Consider the following 21,978-nt stretch of genomic DNA (forward strand, 5'->3'; position numbering starts at 1 on the left):
GTATTTTTAGACGGCAATTTTACTTACCCTATGCATGCAGATAAATCTTTAGGGAACCACTCAGACGCGGATGAACGGAACTATAAGCTGCAGTTACGCGAATACCAGAAAAGGATATCCAATATTCTGGAGAGCTTTACAGACGGCTTTTTTGAGGTCGATCAGGATTGGATAGTAACCTATTTCAATAAGGAAGCAGAGCGGCTTCTTTCGCTTTCCCGTACAGAGATTATCGGCCAGAACTTATGGCAGGTGTTCAGGGAGGCGATTCCCTTAAGATTTTACAGCGAGTACCACAGGGCCGTTAAAGAAAACGTCTCTGTGCGTTTTGAAGAATATTTTCCACCGAAAGACCTTTGGGTAGAAGTTGCTGCTTTTCCATCCGGTCAGGGGCTTTCGGTTTATTTTAAGGACATCACCGAACGTAAGAAAGCACTTGAGCTTTTAAATCAAGAGAAACAGAAATACAGTGAACTGTTCAATTTCAGTCCTGTACCACAATGGGTATATGATCTGGATACCGGCCGTTTCCTTGATGTCAATGAAGCTGCAGTCAGTCAGTACGGATATCAGCGTGAGGAATTCCTGAACATGAACATCAGGGACATCCGACTACCTGAAGACATCCCTTCATTGGAACGCATCCTGACAGAGGATGTAAAAGCCGGAGCCCATAGCAAAAGCTATGTACGGCATAAAAAGAAAGACGGCGAGCTCATTTATGCCCTTGTCGAAGGCAATTCCATCAGCTTTGAGGGATATAACGCCCGGCTGGTCATGGCAATAGACCGGACCAAGGAGGTAATGGCCGAGAATTCAATGGCAGAAAGCATAGCGAGGTTTGATATTGTATCCAAAGCAACCAGTGATGCCATCTGGGACTGGGATATCGTTTCAGGAACTATAGTCTGGAACCAGGGCATCAGGGGCATCTTTGGATACCGGCAGACCACGTATAGCGAGGCCTGGTGGATGAGTAAGGTCCATCCGGATGATCTGGAACTCGTGACAAGTCAGATGAACCGGCTGATAGAAAAGAAAAAACAGCGGCTTAAGGTGAGTTACCGGTTCCAGTGCGCAGACGGCGAATATAAAAATGTACTGGACAGGGCTTTTATTATATTCAACAAAGAGGAAGAGGCCGTCAGGATGATCGGTTCTATGCAGGACATTACCGACCAGATCAAACAGATGAAGGAAATAGAGGCCCAGAATAATCGGCTAAGACAAATCTCCTGGATACAGTCCCACAAGGTCCGGGGGCCCTTAGCCAGGATCATCGGCCTGGCATCCTTAATGTCAGAAGAAACACTGTCCTCAAATGAGAAAACTGAATTTGCAGGCGATCTTAAACATGCAGCATATGAACTGGATAAAGTAGTTGAGGAGATCGTAGACAGAACTGAATATGACCACAATCTCAAAATAACCGTTATCGCACTCAATCTAAGGAATTTAAGAATCCTAAAGGGCTGGACCCAGAAACAAGTTGCAGAATGGCTCCAGATTCCTCTGCAAAAGTACCTGAAATGGGAACATGCCGATACAGATATCGATTATTTAATGCTATTGCAAATAGCACATCTTTACGAGATCCCTGTAATTGAGCTAATGTAGGAACAGACCATAACCTACATACAGAAATTGTCTATCTATTTTAGTATATTTCCTCCATATTTTTAGCAGGATGCTCAGCCCGTACGCCCAACAAACCATGGTAAACACCTTGCCGATTGCAGCTTGTGTGTTTACAGGTCCTGATCATATTATTGAAGCTGTAAACCAACAGATGCTTGCGATCTGGAATAAAGATGCCACGGTAATTGGTAAACCCTTACTTGAGGCCGTTCCAGATGCCGGCCGTAATGGTTTTTCAGAATTTCTGACGAGGGTTTACCAGACCGGGGACCAATGTCGTAATCCTGAGGGCCAGGAGATGACATTGATTAAAGGGAAACCTGAACCGATTTATTTCGACTATTCTTTTAAGCCCCTATGTGACCGCGAAGGGTTAGTCTATGGTGTGGTAAGCACTGCTGTCGATATCACCGCACGTGTAAAAGCCGTCTTTGAACTGGAGCAAACGATCGAGGAACTGGCCGCTACTAATGAAGAACTCAGTGCACTCAATGAAGAATACCTTTCGTTAAACGAAGAGCTGGAGGCCGGTAGTGAAGAACTAAGAGCTACAAATGATGAAATGTTTGTGGTCAGAGAAGCGCTCGAGAAATCGCTCGCAGAACTTGAGGATTCAGAGGAGCGCCTGCTTTTAGCTGCTGATGCTGTAAATCTCGGTACGTTCGATGTAGATCTTCAGAAGCGCATGATCGTCACTTCAGGACGTATGGATAAGATTTTTGGTTTCCCGGAAACAGCAGCTTTAGCAGACTATGAAAATGCCATACATGAAGAAGACAAAAGTATTCGCGAGCGCGCTATGGAACGTGCCATGCAAAATGGGCAGCTATTCTACGAAGCCAGGCTGGTCAGACCAGACGGCGGCATTATATGGGCCAGGGTGGAAGGTAAGGTATTGCACAACCAGCTAGGACAACCTGTACGCATCATCGGAACTGTATTTGATTTTACAGAACATCGCCATGATAAAGAAATCCAGCGCAAACTTAAGGCGTTAGCCGACAACAGTGTCGACCTCATGGCGCTCCTGGAGCTAGACGGAAAAAACAGCTATATCAATGAAGCTGGTAAAAAGCTGCTTGGTTTTACGAGCGATCTGGAGGTACAGGAAACTCCGATTTCCGAACTTCATACGCCGGAAGACTTTATTTATGTTCAGGAACAGGTACTGTCTTCTGTGATGAGCCAGGGCAAGTGGGATGGTGTTATGCAAGTACGGCACCTGCAAACTAAGGAAGTATTTCCCGTTCTGAATTATACTATACGGATCGATGATCCGCTATCCGGAAAACCGATAGGAATAGGGGCAATCATGCGTGACCTGAGGCCAGAACTAGCCGCTAAGAAGGCCCTTGCCGACAGCGAACAAATGCTAAGGAACGTGACCTCGGCAGCACCTACGGCGTTATGGCTGGCCGATCAAACAGGCAGTCTTACTTATGTGAACCAGACTTGGACGGACTGGACCGGACTTACCCTGGAAAAAAGCAGGAAGGTCAGCTGGCTGGAGATAGTACATCCTGAAGATTTGCAGCGTATCACAGAAATCTACCTGAATGCCTTAAATAAGGAACAGGCTTTTGAAGCAGAGTACCGGACTATCGACGCTGCAGGATGCCTCAGGTGGTTTTCCACAAGGGGAAAGCCTCAGGTTAACAGTGACCAGCATTTCAGCGGCCATGCAGGCGTGTGTATAGATATTACCAGTCAGAAAGAACTTCAAAAACAAAAAGATGATTTCATCAGCATCGCCAGTCATGAACTGAAGACGCCTATCACCAGTTTGAAGGCAGCGATACAATTACTAAATAAATACGACATCCAGTCGGCAAACCCGCTTGTTCCCAAACTTTTGTTACAAGCCGGAAAAAGCGTAGACCAGGTGAGTGCCCTGATTGATGACTTGCTAAATGTCAGCAGGCTACAGCAGCAACAACTGAAACTTAACAAAACAAAATTCATCCTTGGAGAACTTCTGACCAGTTGTGCCAGCCCTATCGAGTTTGCGAGCAGACAGGAAGTCCGGATCAGCGGAGACATCGATCTGGAAGTCTTTGCGGATGAGCATCAGATCGCGCAGGTCGTTACCAATTTCCTTACCAATGCCATCAAATATGCTCCAGATTCCTTAGTTATAGAAGTTCGGGCAGAGCAGCAGGACGGTCATCTAAGAGTGTCGGTTACAGACTATGGCCAGGGTATTCCACCCAACCGTTTAAAGAATTTGTTTGAACGCTTTTATCGTGTAGAGGAAACCATTCATCAGGCATCCGGACTGGGACTCGGCCTGTATATCAGCGCAGAGATCATCCAGCGGCACGGTGGTAAGATAGGTGCCGAAAGCGAGCTTGGTAAGGGAAGTACCTTCTGGTTTAGCCTGCCGCGGTGACATTCCTCTGGCAGAGAAAACGATCGCCAGCCAAAACAACTTGATAAATGCAGTGTTAACACCGAAGGTATTGCACATTACAGGCACTTATGATTTAATATGGAAAATTTTACGCAAGTTATCATTCATGCGGCAAGGGTAGGAAATATTGAAGTCCTTCAGGAGCTGATCGACAGGGGAGTTGACATTAACTTACAGGATGAAAAAGGTTATACACCTTTGATCATTGCCTGCTATAATAATCAGTATGCTGCAGCGGAATTCCTGATCGGCCACGGATCTGATGTTAATGCTGTTGACTATGGAGGCAACACTGCGCTGATGGGCGTTTCCTTTAAGGGCTATCCGCAAATTGCCGAACTGCTGATCAGGAAAGGTGCTGATTTGGACAGGCAGCATGGCAACGGAGGTACCGCGCTGATGTTTGCAGCTATGTTCGGCAGACACGAGCTTCTCAGGCTTTTACTTCAGGCAGGTGCTAAAACCGATCTGGTTGACCATCGCGGAATGTCCGTATATGACCTTGCAGCACAACAGGGAAATACAGAGGCCATATCAATTTTGCAGGCAGCAAGCTAAAGATAAGCTTAAAAAAAGCGCCTTGACATTCCGTCAAGGCGCTTTTTTATGCAGGTATCATTCTCGGCTTTTCTCGCTCCCAAAACCGGTGCATAGCAATTGCCTTCGCAAAGATTTTTGCAGTTTTAACCGGGTCAGGGCCAATGATAATACCTTCAGCCAGTGCTGTTTCCTCATTATATTCCTCTGGTAATTTTTTGTAGAAGTAAGTGGCTTCCAATACTTGTATCGCCTGTTCATCTGCAGCGATCGCTTTACAATGCTTGAAAGCTTCATTCAGGAAATGTACAGCATTGGGTTCTGCCTCCAGGCTGGCGACACTGTTGGTGCCACCGGGTACGTATACTGCGTCAAATAATACTGAAGCGGCTGTAAGAAAGCTATGGTCTGCCATGAATACGGTGTCATCGGCAGCTATAACGTTACCCAGCCTGGGCGCGATCAGCTCTGCAACTGCACCCTGAGCCTCAAGAACTGATTTAACAGCCTTGACTGAAACTGCATCCACCCCGTCTGCAACAAGAATGGCGATCTTCCGGGTTAAGATAGACTCCTTTCTGGTATGGGCCATGCTCAAAGCCTTAGAGGCTGCCAGTGCACTTTTCATCTGGATGGGCTCATGATCTTCCGGTTTACCGTCTGCCGGTATGCTGTGGTTCAATGGCCGAGCCAGATCATTGGGAATACTTAGTCCGAGCCCGTAAGCTACCTGTGTAGCGAGACTGTCATCAATCTGCTTTAAAATGCCCAGCATCCTTTGACGGATGGCCACTGTCTTTACTTTTCCCAGTTCAAATATCAGGGCCTCGGCCATATGGTTTTTCTCGGGGTCAGACTGACTGTTAAAAAAGAGCCTGGCCTGGCTAAAATGGTCCCGGAAGCTGTTACTGCGGGCACGTACCTTTCTCGCATCGATGCGCTCGTTATAGGAAGTGAAACCTCCGTCTGCCGCCTTAACCTGCTGAGGATCGTTGTTGCCCAGGCTGTTCGGGTTATAGCTGGATTTGCCCCTGTTCACGGTTTGGCGCATGAAACCGTCCCGCTGGTTGTTATGTACAGGGACCAGTGGTCTGTTGATCGGTATTTCCTGAAAATTTGGACCACCAAGCCGGATCAGTTGCGTATCGGTATAAGAGAACAGCCTTCCCTGCATCAGCGGATCATTGGTGAAGTCTATCCCCGGTACGATATGGCCAACATGGAAAGCGACCTGTTCGGTTTCCGCGAAGAAATTATCCGGGTTACGGTTCAGCGTCAGCTTGCCAACAGGCTGGACCGGTACCAGCTCTTCCGGAATGATCTTCGTTGGATCAAGAAGATCGAAATCAAACTTAAATTCATCTTCTTCCGGCACGATCTGTAAGCCAAGCTCCCATTCGGGGTATGCACCCGATTCAATGGCATCCCACAGATCTCGACGGTGGAAATCCGGATCTTTTCCGGATATATTTTGGGCCTCATCCCAGGCCACAGCGTGTACACCAAGCAGCGGTTTCAGATGGAATTTGACAAAACTCGATTTGCCTTCAGCATTGATCAGTCTGAAAGTGTGCACACCAAAGCCTTCCATCATCCGATAGCTCCTGGGTATTGCGCGGTCACTCATCAGCCACATGACCATATGTGCAGATTCCGGCATCAGTGAGATGAAATCCCAAAAGGTGTCGTGGGCAGAAGCTGCCTGAGGGATCTCATTCTCCGGCTCGGGTTTCACCGCGTGTACAAGGTCAGGAAATTTCATCGCATCCTGGATGAAAAAAACCGGCATATTATTGCCTACCAGGTCAAAGTTACCTTCCTCCGTGTAAAATTTTATAGCAAAGCCTCTTACGTCTCTCGCCAGATCGGTAGAGCCCCTGGACCCTGCGACTGTCGAAAAGCGTACAAAGACGGGTGTCTCGGTTTTTGTATCATTCAGAAAGGCTGCTTTGGTATATGGAGCTTGCGACTCATACAATTGGAATACACCGTGCGCACCCGATCCCCTTGCATGTACGACCCGTTCAGGGATACGTTCATGGTCAAAGTGCGTGATCTTTTCCCGTAATATAAAGTCTTCCAATAGGGTTGCACCCCGGTCACCTGCTTTGAGTGAATTCTGGTCGTCGTTAATCTTTACACCATGATTGGTTGTCATCTGTTCGCCGGCGGCATCGGCAGTATGGGGCAGCAGGGAAGTGGTCTTCGCGGTTTCCTGCTGCAATACCTCCTTGCGGTCAATAGCCGCCTCGGTACCTTTCTTAGGTGATGGTTTTTTAGTCGCCATGTGTTTATGATTCTGTTGATGCCTGCTGATTAATGTTTGCCTCAGCAATTTTGCTTAAGGTAATATCTGCTCTTTTTTCTTCTTCCAGGGTTTGTACCAATAAGGCTGAAACTTCACTAAGCCCCAAGGTAGTGGCCAGCTGCGCCAGCCCACCGTAGGAGGCGATCTCATAATGTTCTACTTTCTGGCTGGCGAGTATGATGCCTACATCCCTGGTCGCTGTTCCTGACTCGGTGCTTTCAAGGATGCTTTCACCCTCTTTGGCCAGTCCTTCCATTGCATCACATTTTTTAGCCTGAGCCTTTTCATCAAGCAGCGTAAATATCTGCTCAAGTCTGGCGACCTGTCCTCTGGTTTCATCCAGGTGCTTTCCGATTGCGCCGGCAAGTTCCGCTGAAGTGGCGGATTTTTGCATTTTAGGGAGCACCTTCAACAGGTGATTCTCGGCCCAGTACAAATCCTTGATACCATCAATGAACAATTCTTTCAGCGCAGGCTCTTCAGCGATGCTGGTCTTCGTACTGAGCTTCGGCTCAGATCCGCTTTTTGTTTTCATAGTGTAGCTTAGTTTACATCATAACAGAATCGGAAGCGGAGGGTTTTCTAATTCGAAGGATTCCTGAAAAAATATAGATTTGTCTTTTATTGGTCCAAATTTTACCTGTCGCTATTATTGTTAGATGATCACCTATATTCAGCTTCTTCGGATTTTTTGGCTGTTTCATCAGAAACTCATTTTGCCAGCGTTAACCTTATCGTTCCTGCTCTCATTTTTATATATGCGGCTCAATCAGATATGTGTCGGTGCGGGAATGACCATTGTTATTATATTACCAACCTTTCACTACTTGTTTTACGACCTGAGTAAGCCGAATGAATATATGTTTTATCACAATGCAGGGCTGAGCAAACTCGCGTTATGGATTAGTACCTTCATATTCAGTTTAATCCTCTGTTTAATCTTGGTGATAATATGAACGGATTACATGCCGACAGTATAAGGAAGGCTTTTGCCGGAAAGCAGATATTGAATGATGTGTTCATTTCCTGCGCATCAGGTGAAGTTGTAGGTCTTCTGGGCAGAAACGGATCGGGCAAGTCTACCTTATTGAAAATCATCTTCGGCGCACTTGCTGCAGACTACAAATATGTGCTTGCAGCCGGTAAGCGTATCACTTCGTTACATGATTCTAAGGGCTTCATCAGCTACCTGCCGCAGGATAGTTATTTACCCGTACATGTACGTCTTGAAAAGATCATCGACTCTTTCTGCCTGAAAGACGAAGCGAGACGATTAAAAGACAATGTTTATATAGAACCGTTTCTCAAGAGAAAGGCGCAAGACTTATCCGGAGGTGAAAAGCGTGTCATCGAAACACTTCTAATCATTTATTCAGGCGCAAAATACTTATTGTTGGACGAGCCATTTAACGGACTGTCGCCCCTGTATTGTGAGCGAATGAAAGAAATCATCCGTCAGCATCCGGATAAAGGCTTTATCATCACAGACCATGATTATTGTAACGTTCTGGACCTCGCAACAAAGGTCGTACTGATGCAACATGGCAACACCAAGATCATTGAACATCCGTCGCAACTGATCGACTTGGGGTATCTTCCTGAAATAATGCGAAATGAATTGTCTGCGTATGACAAGCATTAGCGCTGATCAAACAAACTGTAGTCAACAGTTTCACGACTGAAACCCGTAAACATTTAAACTTCCGGCAGCTTGCTTTAAAACGCTAGCAATATGATGCAATCGGTTATCTGGCGATAAAATCAGCTGTCTGTCGACAGATCTTTAATTATTTCTCAGTTTCGGGTTGCTTTGCATAATGCATGTAAATTGCTACAGCCCCTCTGCCGTTTTACAGCCTTACATCGACAACTATATGTTTGTTGACATTGACTGGCGAACGACGTCCGCAATGCCGGCATTATGGCGGCTCATTCCGTTTGGCCAGGTTTCTGCGCTTTTTCTTTATGGCGACAATCACCAATATAGCCCGTTGAGTGCCGGAGAGCAAATGGAAGAAACATCCGGTGCCTTTTTGGTTGGGCAACTTACAAAGCCGCTGTGGTTAAAGTTTTCAGGTCATACACGCCTGGCAAAAGTGCAGTTCAGGACAGGAGGCGCTCAGCAATTTCTTACTTTGTCACTTGCCGAGCTTACAGATACCCCGAGTACCTGTCTTGGAGAATTCTGGGGTCCGGAAGCCCATTTGCTTAATGAGCAACTACACGCTGCCGAAAGCGACTACGCCCGGTGTGCATTACTGAACCGGTTTTTCCAATCTCAACTATTATCAGAAAACCTCCAGGCCAACTATGTACACTACACCCTCAGGCAACTGAATCAAACCCGAGGTAACTGTAAGTTGGCAGACCTGGAACATTCCCTAGGCATCAGTGCCAGGCAACTGGAACGCGTTTTCCACTCCCGTGTCGGCCTTTCACCCAAGACCATCAGCAAGTTTATCCGTATAAATACCGCATTAAACGCCCTGGAGCACAATCCTTCACAACACCTCTCGGCACTCGGTTACCAATTAGGTTATTTCGATCCGGCACATTTCTCAAAAGACTTCAAACAAGTTAGCGGAATTTCTCCGTCTGCATTTCATAAGCGTGACAGGAGTGAATACCTCGTTTCAGGTGGCAAATGCTTTTCAGCATCCCCATGTCGGATTTTTACAAAGACGACGGCCGTCTGAAACCGAAATTTGCGGAAACGTAATTCAATACATCTATGAAATTTAATCAAACACTGATGGCTATCGCATGCATAGCTACCCTGACCGCCTGCGAAAAGGAAAATAATGACGATGCATCCTATCTTATCAACACTGAAACATCGGTGGTGGAATGGAAAGGTGTCGCCAGTGACCATTTTCACACTGGCGCTTTTGAGGTAACCGGTAATTTACAAACCCAAAGCGGAATCGTGTCAGCAGGAAATTTTATCATTCCCATCTCTAGCATCAAAAATTATGATTTGCCTGATCCGGCAAAAACTGAACTGCTGAATCATTTGAAAAGCCCCGATTTTTTCAATGTCGCGCTGCACCCGAATGCTGAATTTAAGCTGAAAACAGCAAAGGCGCTTGATAAAGCAGATACACTGACCACCGCTGGCTATAATTACAGGATCACCGGCGATTTCTCCATGATCGGGCAGACACATGAGATTAGTTTTCCGGCTAAGATCACCATCACCCAAGACAGCCTGTTCACTACAGCCGCCTTCAAGATTAACCGTTTAACATGGGGAATGACCAGTTACAATGATCCATCAAAACCACTTTACCTGCTTCCTGACGTCGAGCTAAAATTGAATGTAAAGGCTGCAGTGGTATTAAAAGATTAGGCAAACCATATGTTATCAAAATGAAAAAGCTCTGTTTGCTTGCAGTGATTGCGCTATCCATAGCCAGCTGTAAAAAAGATCACCAGGATACGCCAGATAATCAGGAAGTAATCACGCCGCCGAAAGACCCTTTGTTGTTTGGTCAAATCTGGACGCCGAACTCCAATGGAGTCGTTACGGTATGGAATGGAAAAACCCGCGATACCAACATCGTTGCCTACAAGCATGATGGCCTGATCGTGACAGGCTTCTACGAAAAGTCCGTGGTTTCTCCTGGCGGAATAGCGAAGGGAATCGTTTTTTATGGCAATGAAGTAAAAGATGGCAACGGCTCCCGCTTATGCCAGTTTTTACAGCAAAGCACACCCTTTGCCGAGTCCACCGGACGTCAACATGATCCCCGCTATGTAGAGTGGGCGCAGGGTAGTATCACCTATAAGGGCGACACTTATATTGTCGCACTTGGGGGCGTGCCCGGTCAACGGGCCAAATCCTATTACTACAAAGTCGACGGCAACACCGGAAAGCAAACTTACCACCCGTTGGCACAAACACCCAATGGTAATGGCTACGGACGATACTGTGGTACCGAAAAAGGCCTGATCGTCTGTAAAGCACTAAGTCCCGAAACGAAGACCACTTTCCTGCAAGTTTTCAGGGAGAATCAATTGATAAATGAGTACAAGCTTGAAATACCCGGCTATATCTATATCGACATCGAAAATATCTTTGCCAGAGACGACGACAATCTGATCGTTATCATTGCCAGCAAAAAGGAAGGCACACCAATAACGGGCTTATTTTACGTCGCAATCAACCTCATCGACCATACTATAAAAACGTATAAGGCAGATATGCCGGAAGTGAATTATCACATCAATGAAGGTACCTACGTCAACCAGAAAGTTTACCTGCCATACTATGAAAATGGGGTGAATAAGTGTGCTTACGTCACACTTGAATTTGACGACAAAACCAATAAAGTTATTTCCAAGAAGTTTGACCTGCCCGGAAAAGCTGGTCAACCTTACGGCTTAGCTACATTGGTTGCCACTAACGGAAATAATGTGTACGTTGGTGGGTCTCAAGGCTCATTCGCCTGCTACTGGAGAAATGACAAACTTGTCGAGATCGACAATACCGGCGCGACCCTATCGGCCATCACGAAAATTGCGGTGTTTGATTAGTGTTCCAACTTTTCCATCTTTGCCTCGATGAACTCATATAGGCAGCAGATTGAACAAGACGGCTTCGCGATCCATTGAAAAACCATCTATTTTGACAAGCCGGAACAATCAAACTGGTTTGTATCCTATCATCAGGACCTAACAATCTCGGTGGACAAGCGTATTAACGTTGAGGGCTTCTGTAACTGGACCGTAAAACAGGGGCAATTTGCGGTACAGCCACCATTACCTATACTTCATAAGTGCTTCACGGCACGAATTCACCTCGATGATACAAATGAACACAACGGAGCGCTGAGAGTAATTCCCGGATCACACCTTGATGGTATCCAACGTCTGGATGATATAAGTAAAGATACAGAAGTCATTTGTGCTGTCCCTAAGGGCGGGGTTATGATTATGAAGCCTTTATTAATGCACAGTTCCAGCAGGACGACCAATAATAAGAGAAGGAGAGTAATTCATATTGAATTTTGTGATCAGGAACTACCAGAGCAATTACAATGGTCGGAGAGGATGGATATATCAGTTACTTTAAGTGAGCCAGGGGATATTCCGGCAGGGATATATATCATGTAGGTAGCGGCCTTCAACTGCAAACTTGTTTTTGTGTATACAGGTTCCTTTTGGTCGACCAAGGCAATGAAATAGACCTCAGATCGTCTAAAAGATGAAGCAGGCAGCAAAAGATGAGAATACTTTTTTGCAGCGCAGTGTTCCTGGTTTAAATATCCCTTTTTTTGTCGCGAACAACCCTCATTGAATTTCATGTCATCACTTACCTTTGATAAGTAGATACTAAAAAAATAATTATGAGAACAATCAATCCATGGATCAACTTCAACGGCAACGCCGAAACAGCATTTATTTTTTACAGATCAGTCTTTGGCGGCGAGTTCAGCAAAATCATCCGTTTCAAAGACTTGGCCAGCCCAGAATTTGAGGTTCCAGAAAGTGAAGCTAATAAAATCATGTATATCGCTTTGCCAATCGGCAAACACAATGTATTGATCGCTAACGATGTGCCCGAATTTATGGGCAAGGTAAACGAGCGCGAAAACAGGTCGAAAATTGTGGTTAGTGCCGAAAGCCGCGAAGAAGCCAGCAACATATTTAACGACTTGTCAGTGGATGGTGAAGTCGAAGGCGACATCGGTGATACACCCTGGGGCAGCTACGCAGGAATGCTCAGAGATAAATACGGCATTGAATGGATTGTAGAATTTGACCCGGCTTATGACAGATAGCCGGATATGTTAGTCCTGCGGATGCAGGACTACTTTTTTATTCCCAGCCCGGTTCCAAACCACATGAGAGCGGCCCAGAGGTGTCAACTCCATCACTATTACTAATAATTTTGGCTTAACTTGAATAAAAAAAAACATCCACCTCGTTCAGATGGATGTCTTACCAATTTATGAAGGAAATCTAATTAGCTGATTTTAACATTAATTGCATTCAGGCCTTTCTTGCCCTGCTCGATATCGTAGCTTACTGAATCATTCTCGCGAATACTGTCAATTAAGCCAGATACATGGACAAAAATTTCGGCGTCACCATTTGCTGGCACGATAAATCCAAAACCTTTTGTCTCATTGAAAAATTTTACTGTTCCTTGTTGCATTTTATTTTATTTAATATGGGCAAAGATACTAAAAATTTTGATTTTATGAAATATTTATTTTTATTCCTTTTATTTTATAAAATAATATTTCGGGAGTATCGTTAAAAAACCTTCCAACATACCCTTAAGGGTGGATAATGTGGCCGGAAACCATCTTCCGGATATGAATTTTTGACAGTTAGCAAATGTTAAATTTACAGCACTTATGCAATTTTTTCAGTGTAGAACCACCTGAAACCTGGTGGCACAGGACTTGTAATATTTCCATCGAACGTAAGTTTTGAGTTTAATTAATAATAAGTTTTAATCGTTAAATTAAATTAAGGAGAAAAACCCATGACATTGGTTAAATTTAATCCAGACAACAGGAGAAGCTCGTTAATGCCAGGCTTTAATGAAGTTTTCGATTCCATCTTCAACGATACTTTCTTTTCAGACCGTATGGTTGCAAGAGTGCCCGCTGCCAATATCAGTGAAAGTGCAGACCATTACCATGTAGAACTGGCCGCTCCGGGACTTAAAAAGGAAGATTTCAAGTTAAGTCTTGAACGTCATGTCTTAAGTATTTCCGTGGAGCAGCAAAAAGAGGACAAACACGAAGACAGAAACTATGCTAAACGCGAATACAGCTACAGTTCTTTTGTCCGCTCGTTTACCCTGCCGGAAAGCGCTGATGAAAACGGCATTCAGGCGACTTATAACGATGGTGTTTTGGCTATTGATATTCCAAAACTGGAAGAAGCAAAAACCATAAGCCGTCAAATAGAGATCAGCTGATTTCCCAAGATCAAAGGTAAGGGCCACCAAGGAGTGGCCCTTCGTTTAATAGCCCCAAAAAATCTGCGGCGAAGTAAAATGGATACAAATTAGTTAAGAATATTCTATTTTGTATTTCTGGGTACGGCTAATATTGTTGCATGGAACTACGTCTATTATTCTTCCTCGCGCTTTTCGCTTCCCTAACTGTTGATGCGCAAAGCACCTATCCGAAAATTGCAGGCTATGTGGGTATCCTGCATCCTGTCGTTACCTTCAGCAGTGCCGGTACCGAAACTAACTTTAAAAACTATTATGCCGTAGGCCTGCCGGTCGGTATCAATATCTGGAAATTCAGTGCATTGGTTTTTCAGCTGAGTTTGTACCCACGGTGCGGGCTGACGCCAACACCAGTAAAATGACCAACTTCACTTTTCATCCTGGTGTTCTGGTAGCTTTAGGTAAAGACTGGACTTTTGCCGGCCGTGCCGCTTTTGAAACTTCGGGCCGTTATGGCCTGACACCCGTATTGAATAAAACCATGATCAAGGGTAAAAGCAGCAGCCTGTTTGCTGCAGTTCCCCTGCCGCTGCGTTTCGGTAATGATAAACCAACATCGTTCGGTATAGGCTTCCAGTTCGGTATCGCATTCTGATTATGGAAAATAAGAAATATACATTACGGCAACTGACCCTCTACTTTCTGAAGCTGGGCACCTGGGGTTTCGGGGGACCGGTCGCCTTAGTCGGCTATATGCACCGCGACTTGGTAGAGCAGAAACAATCGCTGACAGAGGAAGAATATAAAGTGGGTATCGCATTGGCCCAATTGGCACCCGGCCCGTTGGCCGCGCAACTGGGTATCTATATCGGCTTTGTTCATTACGGCTTTTTGGGTGCAACATTAGCAGGCTTGGCTTTTGTCCTGCCATCGTTTGTGATGGTCACGCTGTTGGGTATGATCTACCAGCAATACAGCGGCCTCAGCTGGATGCGGGAAGTGTTTTATGGTGTCGGGGCAGCGGTGATCGGCATTATCAGCATCAGCACCTATAAACTGACGCTCAAATCGGTCAGCCAAGTCAACTTGGATGCGATCAAAGCTAACTGGTTGCTGTGGCTTTTTTATCTGGTTGCGGTAGCGATCACCGTGGTCACGCACCAGGAACAAATCCTGCTGTTTGCCGGTTGCGGGTTAATTTATATGGCCATTAAAGCACCGCCTGTCTGGCTAAAGAGGCCAAGTGCCGCACCAGCTATTTTGCTGACCAGCACCGGGTTCTGGGATTATTCTAAAGACACGCTTATTGAAATCGGCTTGTTCTTTTTAAAAGCGGGCACATTTGTTTTTGGCAGCGGCCTGGCTATTGTTCCCTTTTTGCATAGTGGTGTGGTCAACGAATATCACTGGCTGACAGAAAACCAGTTTGTCGATGCCGTGGCAGTCGCAATGATCACGCCGGGCCCGGTAGTGATCACGGTGGGTTTTATCGGGTACCTGGTCAGCGGACTTCCCGGCGCAGCCACTCCTGCCTTAGCCACATTTCTGCCATGCTTCCTGTTCACGGTCATCCTAGCACCTTACTTTAAAAAGATTGCGAAGAATGCCAGCATCAAAGCCTTTGTAGACGGGATCACCGCGGCTGTTATCGGTGCGCTGGTGGGTTCGGTGATCGTTATTGCCAGCCGTTCTATTGTCGATATTCCGACCGCTTTGATCGCTGTGGCAACCGGACTGGCGCTTATTTATGTAAAGAAGTTACAGGAACCGTACCTCATGCAGCAGCGGCTATCTTGGGGATATTGATCAAAAGCATTTAGGCAAACCCAACTAAATAGGCAAAATCTGCCCGATTGGTGGTACCTTTTCGGAAATTTTAACTAGCTAATATCAGGGGTGATTGAGCGATGTATTCAGGTATGAAATGAAGACATACAGCACATATGCTGACCGGCTGTTAATAGCGTGCTATAATCCAGTCACGTGGTAGGTATTATGGGATTCAGATAAACAAGCATGAATGTCATTATTTAGATTTTGTATAAATAAGTTTTTGATTTCAAAAACTTCCTCTATTTTTGGAGTATTAATTAAAATCAGTCTAAATAAGTTTAATGCGAAATGAGAATAGCTTTTACCAGATCCCTTTTGTTAATTCTTTTTATAGGTCTTTTTACACGGCATGCCGCTGCACAGCAGAAGGCAGTGTTGCAGGGGACAGTTCGGGATGCGAATGGGAAAGCCATAACCGGTGCGACGGTCAGCGTTGATGGCACCAATGCCATTACATCCACCAACAACCGCGGGAACTACAAGCTCCAGGTCAACCCTGGCGAGATCGTTTTGCGTGTACATTTCGTAGGGTTTCATGATATTGTTAAAAGCCTTGATCTTGGGGGAGGTGACATCGAAGAGAATATTGTGCTCAACCAATCAAGCGGCGACCTTCAGCAGGTTGAAATCACCGGGCGCAAAGAGAAGACCTACAAAACCAAGTCAACCTTTATTGGTAAGATCGAGAATGAACTTAAAGATATTCCTCAATCCGTTTCTTATGCCAGTAAAGAACTTATTGCTGACCAGGGTCTGATGCGGGTTGGCGAAGTCGTGAAGAATTTCAGCGGCGTGAACCAATTCAGCTTTTATGATGACCTCACCATTCGTGGTTTTCGGGTGAATGGGCAGACCAATACCCAGTTGCTCAACGGCCTGAGGACAAGCACCGGTTTCTGGAAGCAATCGCTGGCCAATTACCTGGAAAGGGTTGAAGTGCTGAAAGGCCCGTCGTCCGCTCTTTTCGGCAATGCCAGCCCTGGCGGCGTTGTGAACAGGGTGACCAAAAAGCCTTTGGATGAAACTCGGCGATCCGTTAACCTCACGTTGGGAAGTTTCAACATCCTGAGAGCTCTGGCAGATTTCACCGGCCCCGCAACAAAGGACAGTTCGCTGCTTTATCGCCTGAACCTTGGTTATGAAAATGCAGAGACCTTCAGAGACCTGATGTTTGACCGGAACTTTGTGCTGGCTCCCTCGTTGACCTTTGTACCTTCAGACAGGACTAGGATCAACTTCGACCTGGTATATACCGATTCGAAAAGCCGTTTGGACAGGGGGCAGCCGATCTTCGGCAGTTTTGATCTGAACTCTACACCTCAGTCCCTGTCGTTGAACACCAGTAATGACTATTTAAACGAACTTACCTATAACGCTACCTTCTCAATATCCCACAAGCTTGCCGACAACCTGAGCCTGAACGCATCCTACCTGAAAACAGGTTATTCAGAGGATCTAAACGAGCACCGTACCTCCAATGCTTACGGCGTAGACGCCAACGGTGCACCGATCAACAACATGGCCGGTATGATCGTACAATTGAGAAAGCGTAAGCGCTTTATCGATAACTTTTCGGGATACATCAACTATACGCCAACTACCGGTATCATTGAGCATAAGATCGTCGCGGGATACGACTTTGGAAGTGAAAAGTTGCCCGTGGGCGGCTCGCAGCTTACCGCAGGCGGTTACCGCAATGCGGCCAATAACGGGGCGATCGCTACCTATGTCGCGGCCAATAAGTCAAAATATTTACTGGATGCAGCGGGAAATCCTGTACCCAACGTACCGCACTTCAATCTGAGTGACCCGCTTTCGTCACAAAGGATGCAGGACGACAGCAAGCTTTTCTTTACCCAGTCCATTGTGGCCCCAACTTATTACTATCTCAATTCAGGCTACATCCAGGATCAGTTCAAGATCGGGAACTTGCAAGTGCTGGCCGGGGTCCGTTATGAATATTATACTGATTTTGCCAATTACAAGACGCCGACGCAAGCGAAGACCAACTCTCATGCTTGGTTGCCACGGTTCGGGGCAGTCTATAGCATTATCCCCAGTATTAATGTCTATGGCAGCTATGTTGAAGGGTATAACCCGCAATCGGCCGCGACGATAGCCAACCCGAATGCTGGCGGACCGTTTGACCCGTTGGAGAGTAACATGGCTGAGTTCGGTGCGAAAACGAGCTGGTTCCGCGATCAGTTAAGTATCAGCGCAGCTGTTTACCAGATTAAGCAAACCGGTGCCCTCTATGCGACTCCGGGCGTGCCGGACGTGTTGAGGCAGGTCGGCGATGAACAATCGCGGGGATTTGAATTTGATGTGACTGGTAAGATACTGCCCAACTGGAACGTCATTGCGTCCTATTCTTACAACAGGGCGAAGATTCTTGAAAGCGGAACCGAGGGCGAAGAAGGTCTGCAAAAGCCAAATTCACCTAAGAACACGGCCAACCTGTGGACACGGTACAATTTTATCAGTGGCCCGGTAAGCGGACTTGGTGTTGCCCTTGGTGTCAATTACATGGATAAGCGCAACCTGATCTATGATGCTAAGTTTTCACCGGAAGACCAGATCACGATCCCATCATTCACATTGTTCAACGCTGCTCTGTTCTATAACATCGGCAAACTGCAACTGCAGTTGAACGCGAACAATATTGGAAATAAGAAACACTGGGTCGGCGGATATGATTACCTGCGCCTGTTCCCGGGTCAGCCTGAAAACTATATGTTCACCATCGGCTATTCATTCTAATGGCGAAGCGCAGATTCAGGAAAGTCGCAGGCTGGCTGCATTTATGGATCGGGCTCTCCACGGGTCTCATCGTATTCATCGTGTCCATTACCGGGTGTATCTTTGTCTGGGATGAGGAAATTTATGATATGGTGCACAGTGATATCGTTTATGTACAGAAAACCGGCCCCGCAAGGCCGGTTTCTGAATTACTTTCCAATGCACAGAAAGCGGTAGGAACAGGGAAGGAGCTGAGCAATGTCAAGATCGCTGCGGACAATAGAACCTATGTGTTTTCAGGTTACAAGATCAATGACCGCAAAAAGATTAACTTGTCTTATTTTAGCCAGTTTGAGTACATGGATAAGGTATATATTAATCAATATACCGGGCAGGTACTGGGGGTTGTAGATGTCCGTTACGAGTTTTTTAACGTTGTGGAACAATTGCACAGACAATTACTTCTGGTAAAACCCGTAGGAAGCCCATTGGTTGGCACCTGCGTCCTGCTGTACCTGCTCATGCTGATTACCGGGTTTATCCTATGGTTGCCCAAAAAATATAACCAGCTTAAAAAGAGACTTTCCATCAAATGGACAGGCAAATGGAAACGAGTCAATTATGATCTGCATAATACCCTGGGTTTTTATATGCTGCCTGTAGCCATCATCATAGCGGTAACGGGACTGGTATGGTCATTTAAGTGGTGGGAAACCGGTATTTACCGGATATTGGGCGATAAAGGCAAGTCGGGTTTTTCGCGACCCCTGCCTCAGATTACTGCCAGTGATACGACCCTGAACAAAATTGACCTCATCCATTTTCGACTGCTTAAAAAGCTAGACGGTGACTGGCAGGAAATAGGGTTGGGCATACCAGGGGAGAAGGATAAGGTATCCATGTCATTCGTAAAGATCGCAAGCAACAGGGATGCCTGGCGCGGCATCAGTTATTATTTCTATGACGGAAGGACCGGAGATCTAATCGATGCCATGCCCCACGAAAAGAAGACGCTGGGAATGAAGTGGAGAAATTCGAACCTGGAACTCCATACAGGCAGGCTGTATGGCGGCACCACGCAGATCCTGGCTTTTCTGGGTTCACTGATCAGCGCATCACTTCCCCTTTCCGGATTTTTGATCTGGTGGGGCAAGCGGAATAAAAAGCGGAAGGTTTAGCAGATTGTATTTACTCCAAAATGGCGCGGATTCCTTTTCAGACTCCGCTCGCCTCCTTTTACATTCCAGCACGCCTTATCCTGAAGTTGCCCCTCGCTTTTTTCGCGGTGACCTCACATTTTTCGTAATGGTACAGGGTAGCGCTGAAGCCTCCTTCAATGAAACCTCCAACCTGGCCGATCGATTCTACATTCACGTAGCCATCGCTGAAGACGTCCTCTCCACTATCGCATTTTTCGTAACTGGAGCTATACCCTTTGTTGCCGTAAACAACAAGCAAACCGCCCTTGCCTTCTTCATCCTGGCCAAAACTGTAGGTGCCGGCTTCCATTGACTTAATGCCGATAGATACAGACCCGTTCTGGTGCATGCCCGTGATAAAGATCTGACCGTTACTTACCGAAGCGGCATAACCGGCGCCGGCAAATTTCTCGCCGGAAATTTCCCAGTTAAAGTATTCGCCAGGCATGATTTTGATAGGCGCCAGAAGGATGACGATCCCGTCTTCACCGGGTTCACGAGGGTCGTTCTTATTAATTACTCCCTTAAGTGTAACTTCCACGGTAACTTCATTTTCCTTATCTACAGTTTCCGGCGCGGTATAAATGGCTTCCAGGCTTTTTTTGTTGGAAATGTTGCCCACGCCATGCAGCTTCCAGTTTACGACATTGGCATCGAGTACCTCAGTCACCGGCAGAAGAAGGTCAAAAAGGTTGTCTTCATTGTCGACGTCAAGCCAGGTTACCTTTATATTGGCTTTTTCGCCTGCACTGACTAGGTCTTTATCTACCTCAAGCAAGAATTCGCGCAGCATTGCCCAATCGCTGAAATGTGTGGTCTTTACCTTGAGGGTATTGTTTTGCTTATTCAGTTCCGTTTTCTGGATTTTGTGCCAGTAGCCTTCGGCATCCTGATATCCCAGGTACAGAAAATCTTCAGCAGAGCCGGCAAAGTCTTCTTCGGTGTAGTTGAATGTCAGTTCGACCGGCTTCTGGAAGGTGATGTTTTCGGGGCTTAGTCTGAACACCGGGCCGGATGTTCCCGGAAGGGTACTGCTGACTACCGCTATTTTAAAGGTAGTCTGTCCGCTTAACGCACCTGCAGGTATGGTCATGCTCATCCGTCCATCAGGAAAGGCAATGGTACCACCCTCAGGACCGATCTGTTTTTCAGTTTGCGGCCCCGTAGCTGTACCGTGCGGAAACTTTGGCGCATGCTGAGCTGGTTTATCATTACCGGGCTTTGCAGAGGGATCTTCGACTTTATTGCCGCTCTTTTTGCAGGCGCTCATCACGAGTAAAAACATCCACATCAGGTACGATGCAGATCTAAGGAGATTGTTCTTCATTACAGTAGTTTTTACTGCAAATTTTTCTTAAACCTGCTGAATAAACTATCTCCGTCGACGGAATGCAGTTGTTTTAAGACGGAAACCAGGTAGGGGACGGTGGTTAGCCGTCTGCAGGTTGCCGGAAAATGCGGGTAACTAACGACGGCCAACAGCCAGTAACGGACGCTTAACATTCGTAACCGCGATGCCACCATACCCTTCATCTGCGGAATACCGTTCTACGAAGTCGACATATTTGCCAATCTCTAATTTAAACTGCGCATAGTGGTCGTCAAAACTTCCGGCAAAACCGGATATCACGGAAAGACCTGCTTCAAATCGTGATTTGCTGTACAAGATTACATCTCCGATGCTTACCTCTTCATAATAACTGGGGCTGGGGGATGCAAAAACCAGGTCTTCAGATCGTATCTTACTCATAACTATTTAGTTTTTATGGTTTTATGTTGATTTTGAATTAGTAAATACCAATACTTAGTGTACAAAGTACACATTTAATTTAATAGTCATAGCATTTAAGCTATTTTTTTAAAAAAAATGTGTTGTTTGTGCTAACTATTGGGATTTTTTCTTGCTATCCTCATAGGTTGGGCCATACATACTGGGCACTTTGTTCCCGGTTGCCCGCAGGTAAACGATCAGTTCGCCGCGATGGTGATAAATATGGTTGAACAAAAAGCCACGTGCCACAATACCTCTCGGCATAGGTCCCAGAATGGTATGTTCACCTGCTTTCATGGTCCAGTTATCCTGCAGCTGCTGTTCCGTAAGGGATTGTATTGCATTCCTTGCTTTTTGTACATTGCTTTCGAAGAGTGCGAGCGTGGCCGTGATGTCCCCTGGCGCTCCACGTTCCAGGTGATCGGCAGCGATATCATAGACGTCTTGGGTCAGGGTACCGGCATACCAGTAATAGATAGTAGCAATATGCTGGGCCAGTTCACCCATGGTCCAGGAAATTTCAGAGGGTCTGTAGCCGAGATCTTTTTCAGGAACGGCCTGCAGTAGTTTTCGGGTACTTTCTACTTCATGTTCGAATTCCCCTGTAAGGTATTGCAGTATCATATG

At 46.1% G+C, this 21,978-nt stretch carries 21 protein-coding genes; 15 read left to right on the plus strand and 6 right to left on the minus strand.

Annotated elements, in window-relative coordinates:
- Nucleotides 1–30 precede the first annotated feature (30 nt).
- From P2W84_RS17365 to P2W84_RS17375, 3 genes are all read left to right on the plus strand, one after another.
- A complete protein-coding gene (locus P2W84_RS17365) occupies nucleotides 31–1,617 on the plus strand; it encodes a PAS domain S-box protein (RefSeq protein WP_276091432.1) in 1,587 nt (528 codons plus the stop codon).
- 97 nt (nucleotides 1,618–1,714) lie between these two features.
- The gene (locus tag P2W84_RS17370) at nucleotides 1,715–4,027 is read left to right on the plus strand and encodes a PAS domain S-box protein (RefSeq protein WP_276091433.1); all 2,313 of its coding nucleotides are present in this window, start codon (nucleotides 1,715–1,717) and stop codon (nucleotides 4,025–4,027) included.
- 99 nt (nucleotides 4,028–4,126) lie between these two features.
- Complete coding sequence (locus P2W84_RS17375; protein ID WP_276091434.1) at nucleotides 4,127–4,606, plus strand: ankyrin repeat domain-containing protein; 480 nt, start codon at nucleotides 4,127–4,129, stop codon at nucleotides 4,604–4,606.
- A gap of 46 nt (nucleotides 4,607–4,652) precedes the next feature.
- Here P2W84_RS17375 and P2W84_RS17380 read toward each other — a convergent pair whose 3' ends face one another.
- Complete coding sequence (locus P2W84_RS17380; protein WP_276091435.1) at nucleotides 4,653–6,872, minus strand: catalase; 2,220 nt, start codon at nucleotides 6,870–6,872, stop codon at nucleotides 4,653–4,655.
- Nucleotides 6,873–6,876: 4 nt separating this feature from the next.
- Nucleotides 6,877–7,428 (minus strand): ferritin-like domain-containing protein, encoded by a 552-nt coding sequence (locus P2W84_RS17385; RefSeq protein WP_276091436.1) that lies wholly within the window; start codon nucleotides 7,426–7,428, stop codon nucleotides 6,877–6,879.
- Between the two features lie 417 nt (nucleotides 7,429–7,845).
- On the opposite strand from P2W84_RS17385, the gene P2W84_RS17390 reads away from it, so the two are divergent.
- The 6 genes from P2W84_RS17390 (at nucleotide 7,846) to P2W84_RS17415 (ending at nucleotide 12,676) form a co-directional block, all read left to right on the plus strand.
- Entirely contained in the window at nucleotides 7,846–8,535 is a 690-nt protein-coding gene (locus P2W84_RS17390) for an ATP-binding cassette domain-containing protein (RefSeq protein WP_276091437.1), read from the plus strand.
- A 175-nt stretch (nucleotides 8,536–8,710) separates the two neighbouring features.
- Nucleotides 8,711–9,589, plus strand: a complete 879-nt coding sequence (locus tag P2W84_RS17395; RefSeq protein ID WP_346348970.1) for a helix-turn-helix domain-containing protein — start codon at nucleotides 8,711–8,713, stop codon at nucleotides 9,587–9,589.
- Between the two features lie 35 nt (nucleotides 9,590–9,624).
- On the plus strand, nucleotides 9,625–10,242 hold the full coding sequence (locus P2W84_RS17400) for a YceI family protein (protein WP_276091439.1): 618 nt from the start codon (nucleotides 9,625–9,627) through the stop codon (nucleotides 10,240–10,242).
- A 20-nt stretch (nucleotides 10,243–10,262) separates the two neighbouring features.
- Entirely contained in the window at nucleotides 10,263–11,429 is a 1,167-nt protein-coding gene (locus tag P2W84_RS17405) for a hypothetical protein (protein ID WP_276091440.1), read from the plus strand.
- A gap of 84 nt (nucleotides 11,430–11,513) precedes the next feature.
- Entirely contained in the window at nucleotides 11,514–12,008 is a 495-nt protein-coding gene (locus tag P2W84_RS17410; RefSeq protein WP_346348972.1) for a phytanoyl-CoA dioxygenase family protein, read from the plus strand.
- 233 nt (nucleotides 12,009–12,241) lie between these two features.
- Nucleotides 12,242–12,676, plus strand: coding sequence for a VOC family protein (locus tag P2W84_RS17415; RefSeq protein WP_276091442.1), 435 nt, complete (start codon nucleotides 12,242–12,244; stop codon nucleotides 12,674–12,676).
- Between the two features lie 185 nt (nucleotides 12,677–12,861).
- On the opposite strand, the gene P2W84_RS17420 is transcribed toward P2W84_RS17415, so the two are convergent.
- The gene (locus P2W84_RS17420) at nucleotides 12,862–13,053 is read right to left on the minus strand and encodes a cold shock domain-containing protein (RefSeq protein ID WP_276091443.1); all 192 of its coding nucleotides are present in this window, start codon (nucleotides 13,051–13,053) and stop codon (nucleotides 12,862–12,864) included.
- Nucleotides 13,054–13,389: 336 nt separating this feature from the next.
- Here P2W84_RS17420 and P2W84_RS17425 point away from each other — a divergent pair, with 336 nt between their 5' ends.
- From P2W84_RS17425 to P2W84_RS17450, 6 genes are all read left to right on the plus strand, one after another.
- The gene (locus tag P2W84_RS17425; protein ID WP_276091444.1) at nucleotides 13,390–13,830 is read left to right on the plus strand and encodes an Hsp20/alpha crystallin family protein; all 441 of its coding nucleotides are present in this window, start codon (nucleotides 13,390–13,392) and stop codon (nucleotides 13,828–13,830) included.
- Nucleotides 13,831–13,970: 140 nt separating this feature from the next.
- A complete protein-coding gene (locus P2W84_RS17430; RefSeq protein WP_276091445.1) occupies nucleotides 13,971–14,231 on the plus strand; it encodes a hypothetical protein in 261 nt (86 codons plus the stop codon).
- Nucleotides 14,228–14,464 carry a hypothetical protein gene (locus P2W84_RS17435; RefSeq protein WP_276091446.1) on the plus strand — a complete coding sequence of 79 codons (237 nt, stop codon included), beginning with the start codon at nucleotides 14,228–14,230 and terminating at the stop codon, nucleotides 14,462–14,464. Before P2W84_RS17430 ends, P2W84_RS17435 begins: the two co-directional genes overlap by 4 nt.
- Nucleotides 14,465–14,466: 2 nt before the next feature.
- Nucleotides 14,467–15,615, plus strand: coding sequence for a chromate transporter (locus P2W84_RS17440; protein ID WP_276091447.1), 1,149 nt, complete (start codon nucleotides 14,467–14,469; stop codon nucleotides 15,613–15,615).
- Between the two features lie 315 nt (nucleotides 15,616–15,930).
- Nucleotides 15,931–18,402, plus strand: a complete 2,472-nt coding sequence (locus P2W84_RS17445) for a TonB-dependent receptor (RefSeq protein ID WP_276091448.1) — start codon at nucleotides 15,931–15,933, stop codon at nucleotides 18,400–18,402.
- Complete coding sequence (locus P2W84_RS17450; protein ID WP_276091449.1) at nucleotides 18,402–19,559, plus strand: PepSY-associated TM helix domain-containing protein; 1,158 nt, start codon at nucleotides 18,402–18,404, stop codon at nucleotides 19,557–19,559. The genes P2W84_RS17445 and P2W84_RS17450 overlap by 1 nt, the downstream gene beginning before the upstream one ends.
- 58 nt (nucleotides 19,560–19,617) lie before the next feature.
- Here P2W84_RS17450 and P2W84_RS17455 read toward each other — a convergent pair whose 3' ends face one another.
- The 3 genes from P2W84_RS17455 to P2W84_RS17465 form a co-directional block, all read right to left on the minus strand.
- Nucleotides 19,618–20,907 carry a DUF6252 family protein gene (locus P2W84_RS17455; RefSeq protein ID WP_276091450.1) on the minus strand — a complete coding sequence of 430 codons (1,290 nt, stop codon included), beginning with the start codon at nucleotides 20,905–20,907 and terminating at the stop codon, nucleotides 19,618–19,620.
- A 138-nt stretch (nucleotides 20,908–21,045) separates the two neighbouring features.
- The gene (locus P2W84_RS17460; RefSeq protein WP_276091451.1) at nucleotides 21,046–21,330 is read right to left on the minus strand and encodes a hypothetical protein; all 285 of its coding nucleotides are present in this window, start codon (nucleotides 21,328–21,330) and stop codon (nucleotides 21,046–21,048) included.
- Nucleotides 21,331–21,465: 135 nt separating this feature from the next.
- Nucleotides 21,466–21,975 carry a DinB family protein gene (locus P2W84_RS17465; RefSeq protein WP_276091452.1) on the minus strand — a complete coding sequence of 170 codons (510 nt, stop codon included), beginning with the start codon at nucleotides 21,973–21,975 and terminating at the stop codon, nucleotides 21,466–21,468.
- Nucleotides 21,976–21,978 lie beyond the last annotated feature (3 nt).

The organism is Pedobacter sp. JY14-1, assembly GCF_029269825.1.
In the GTDB taxonomy this organism is placed as follows: Bacteria; Bacteroidota; Bacteroidia; order Sphingobacteriales; family Sphingobacteriaceae; genus Pedobacter.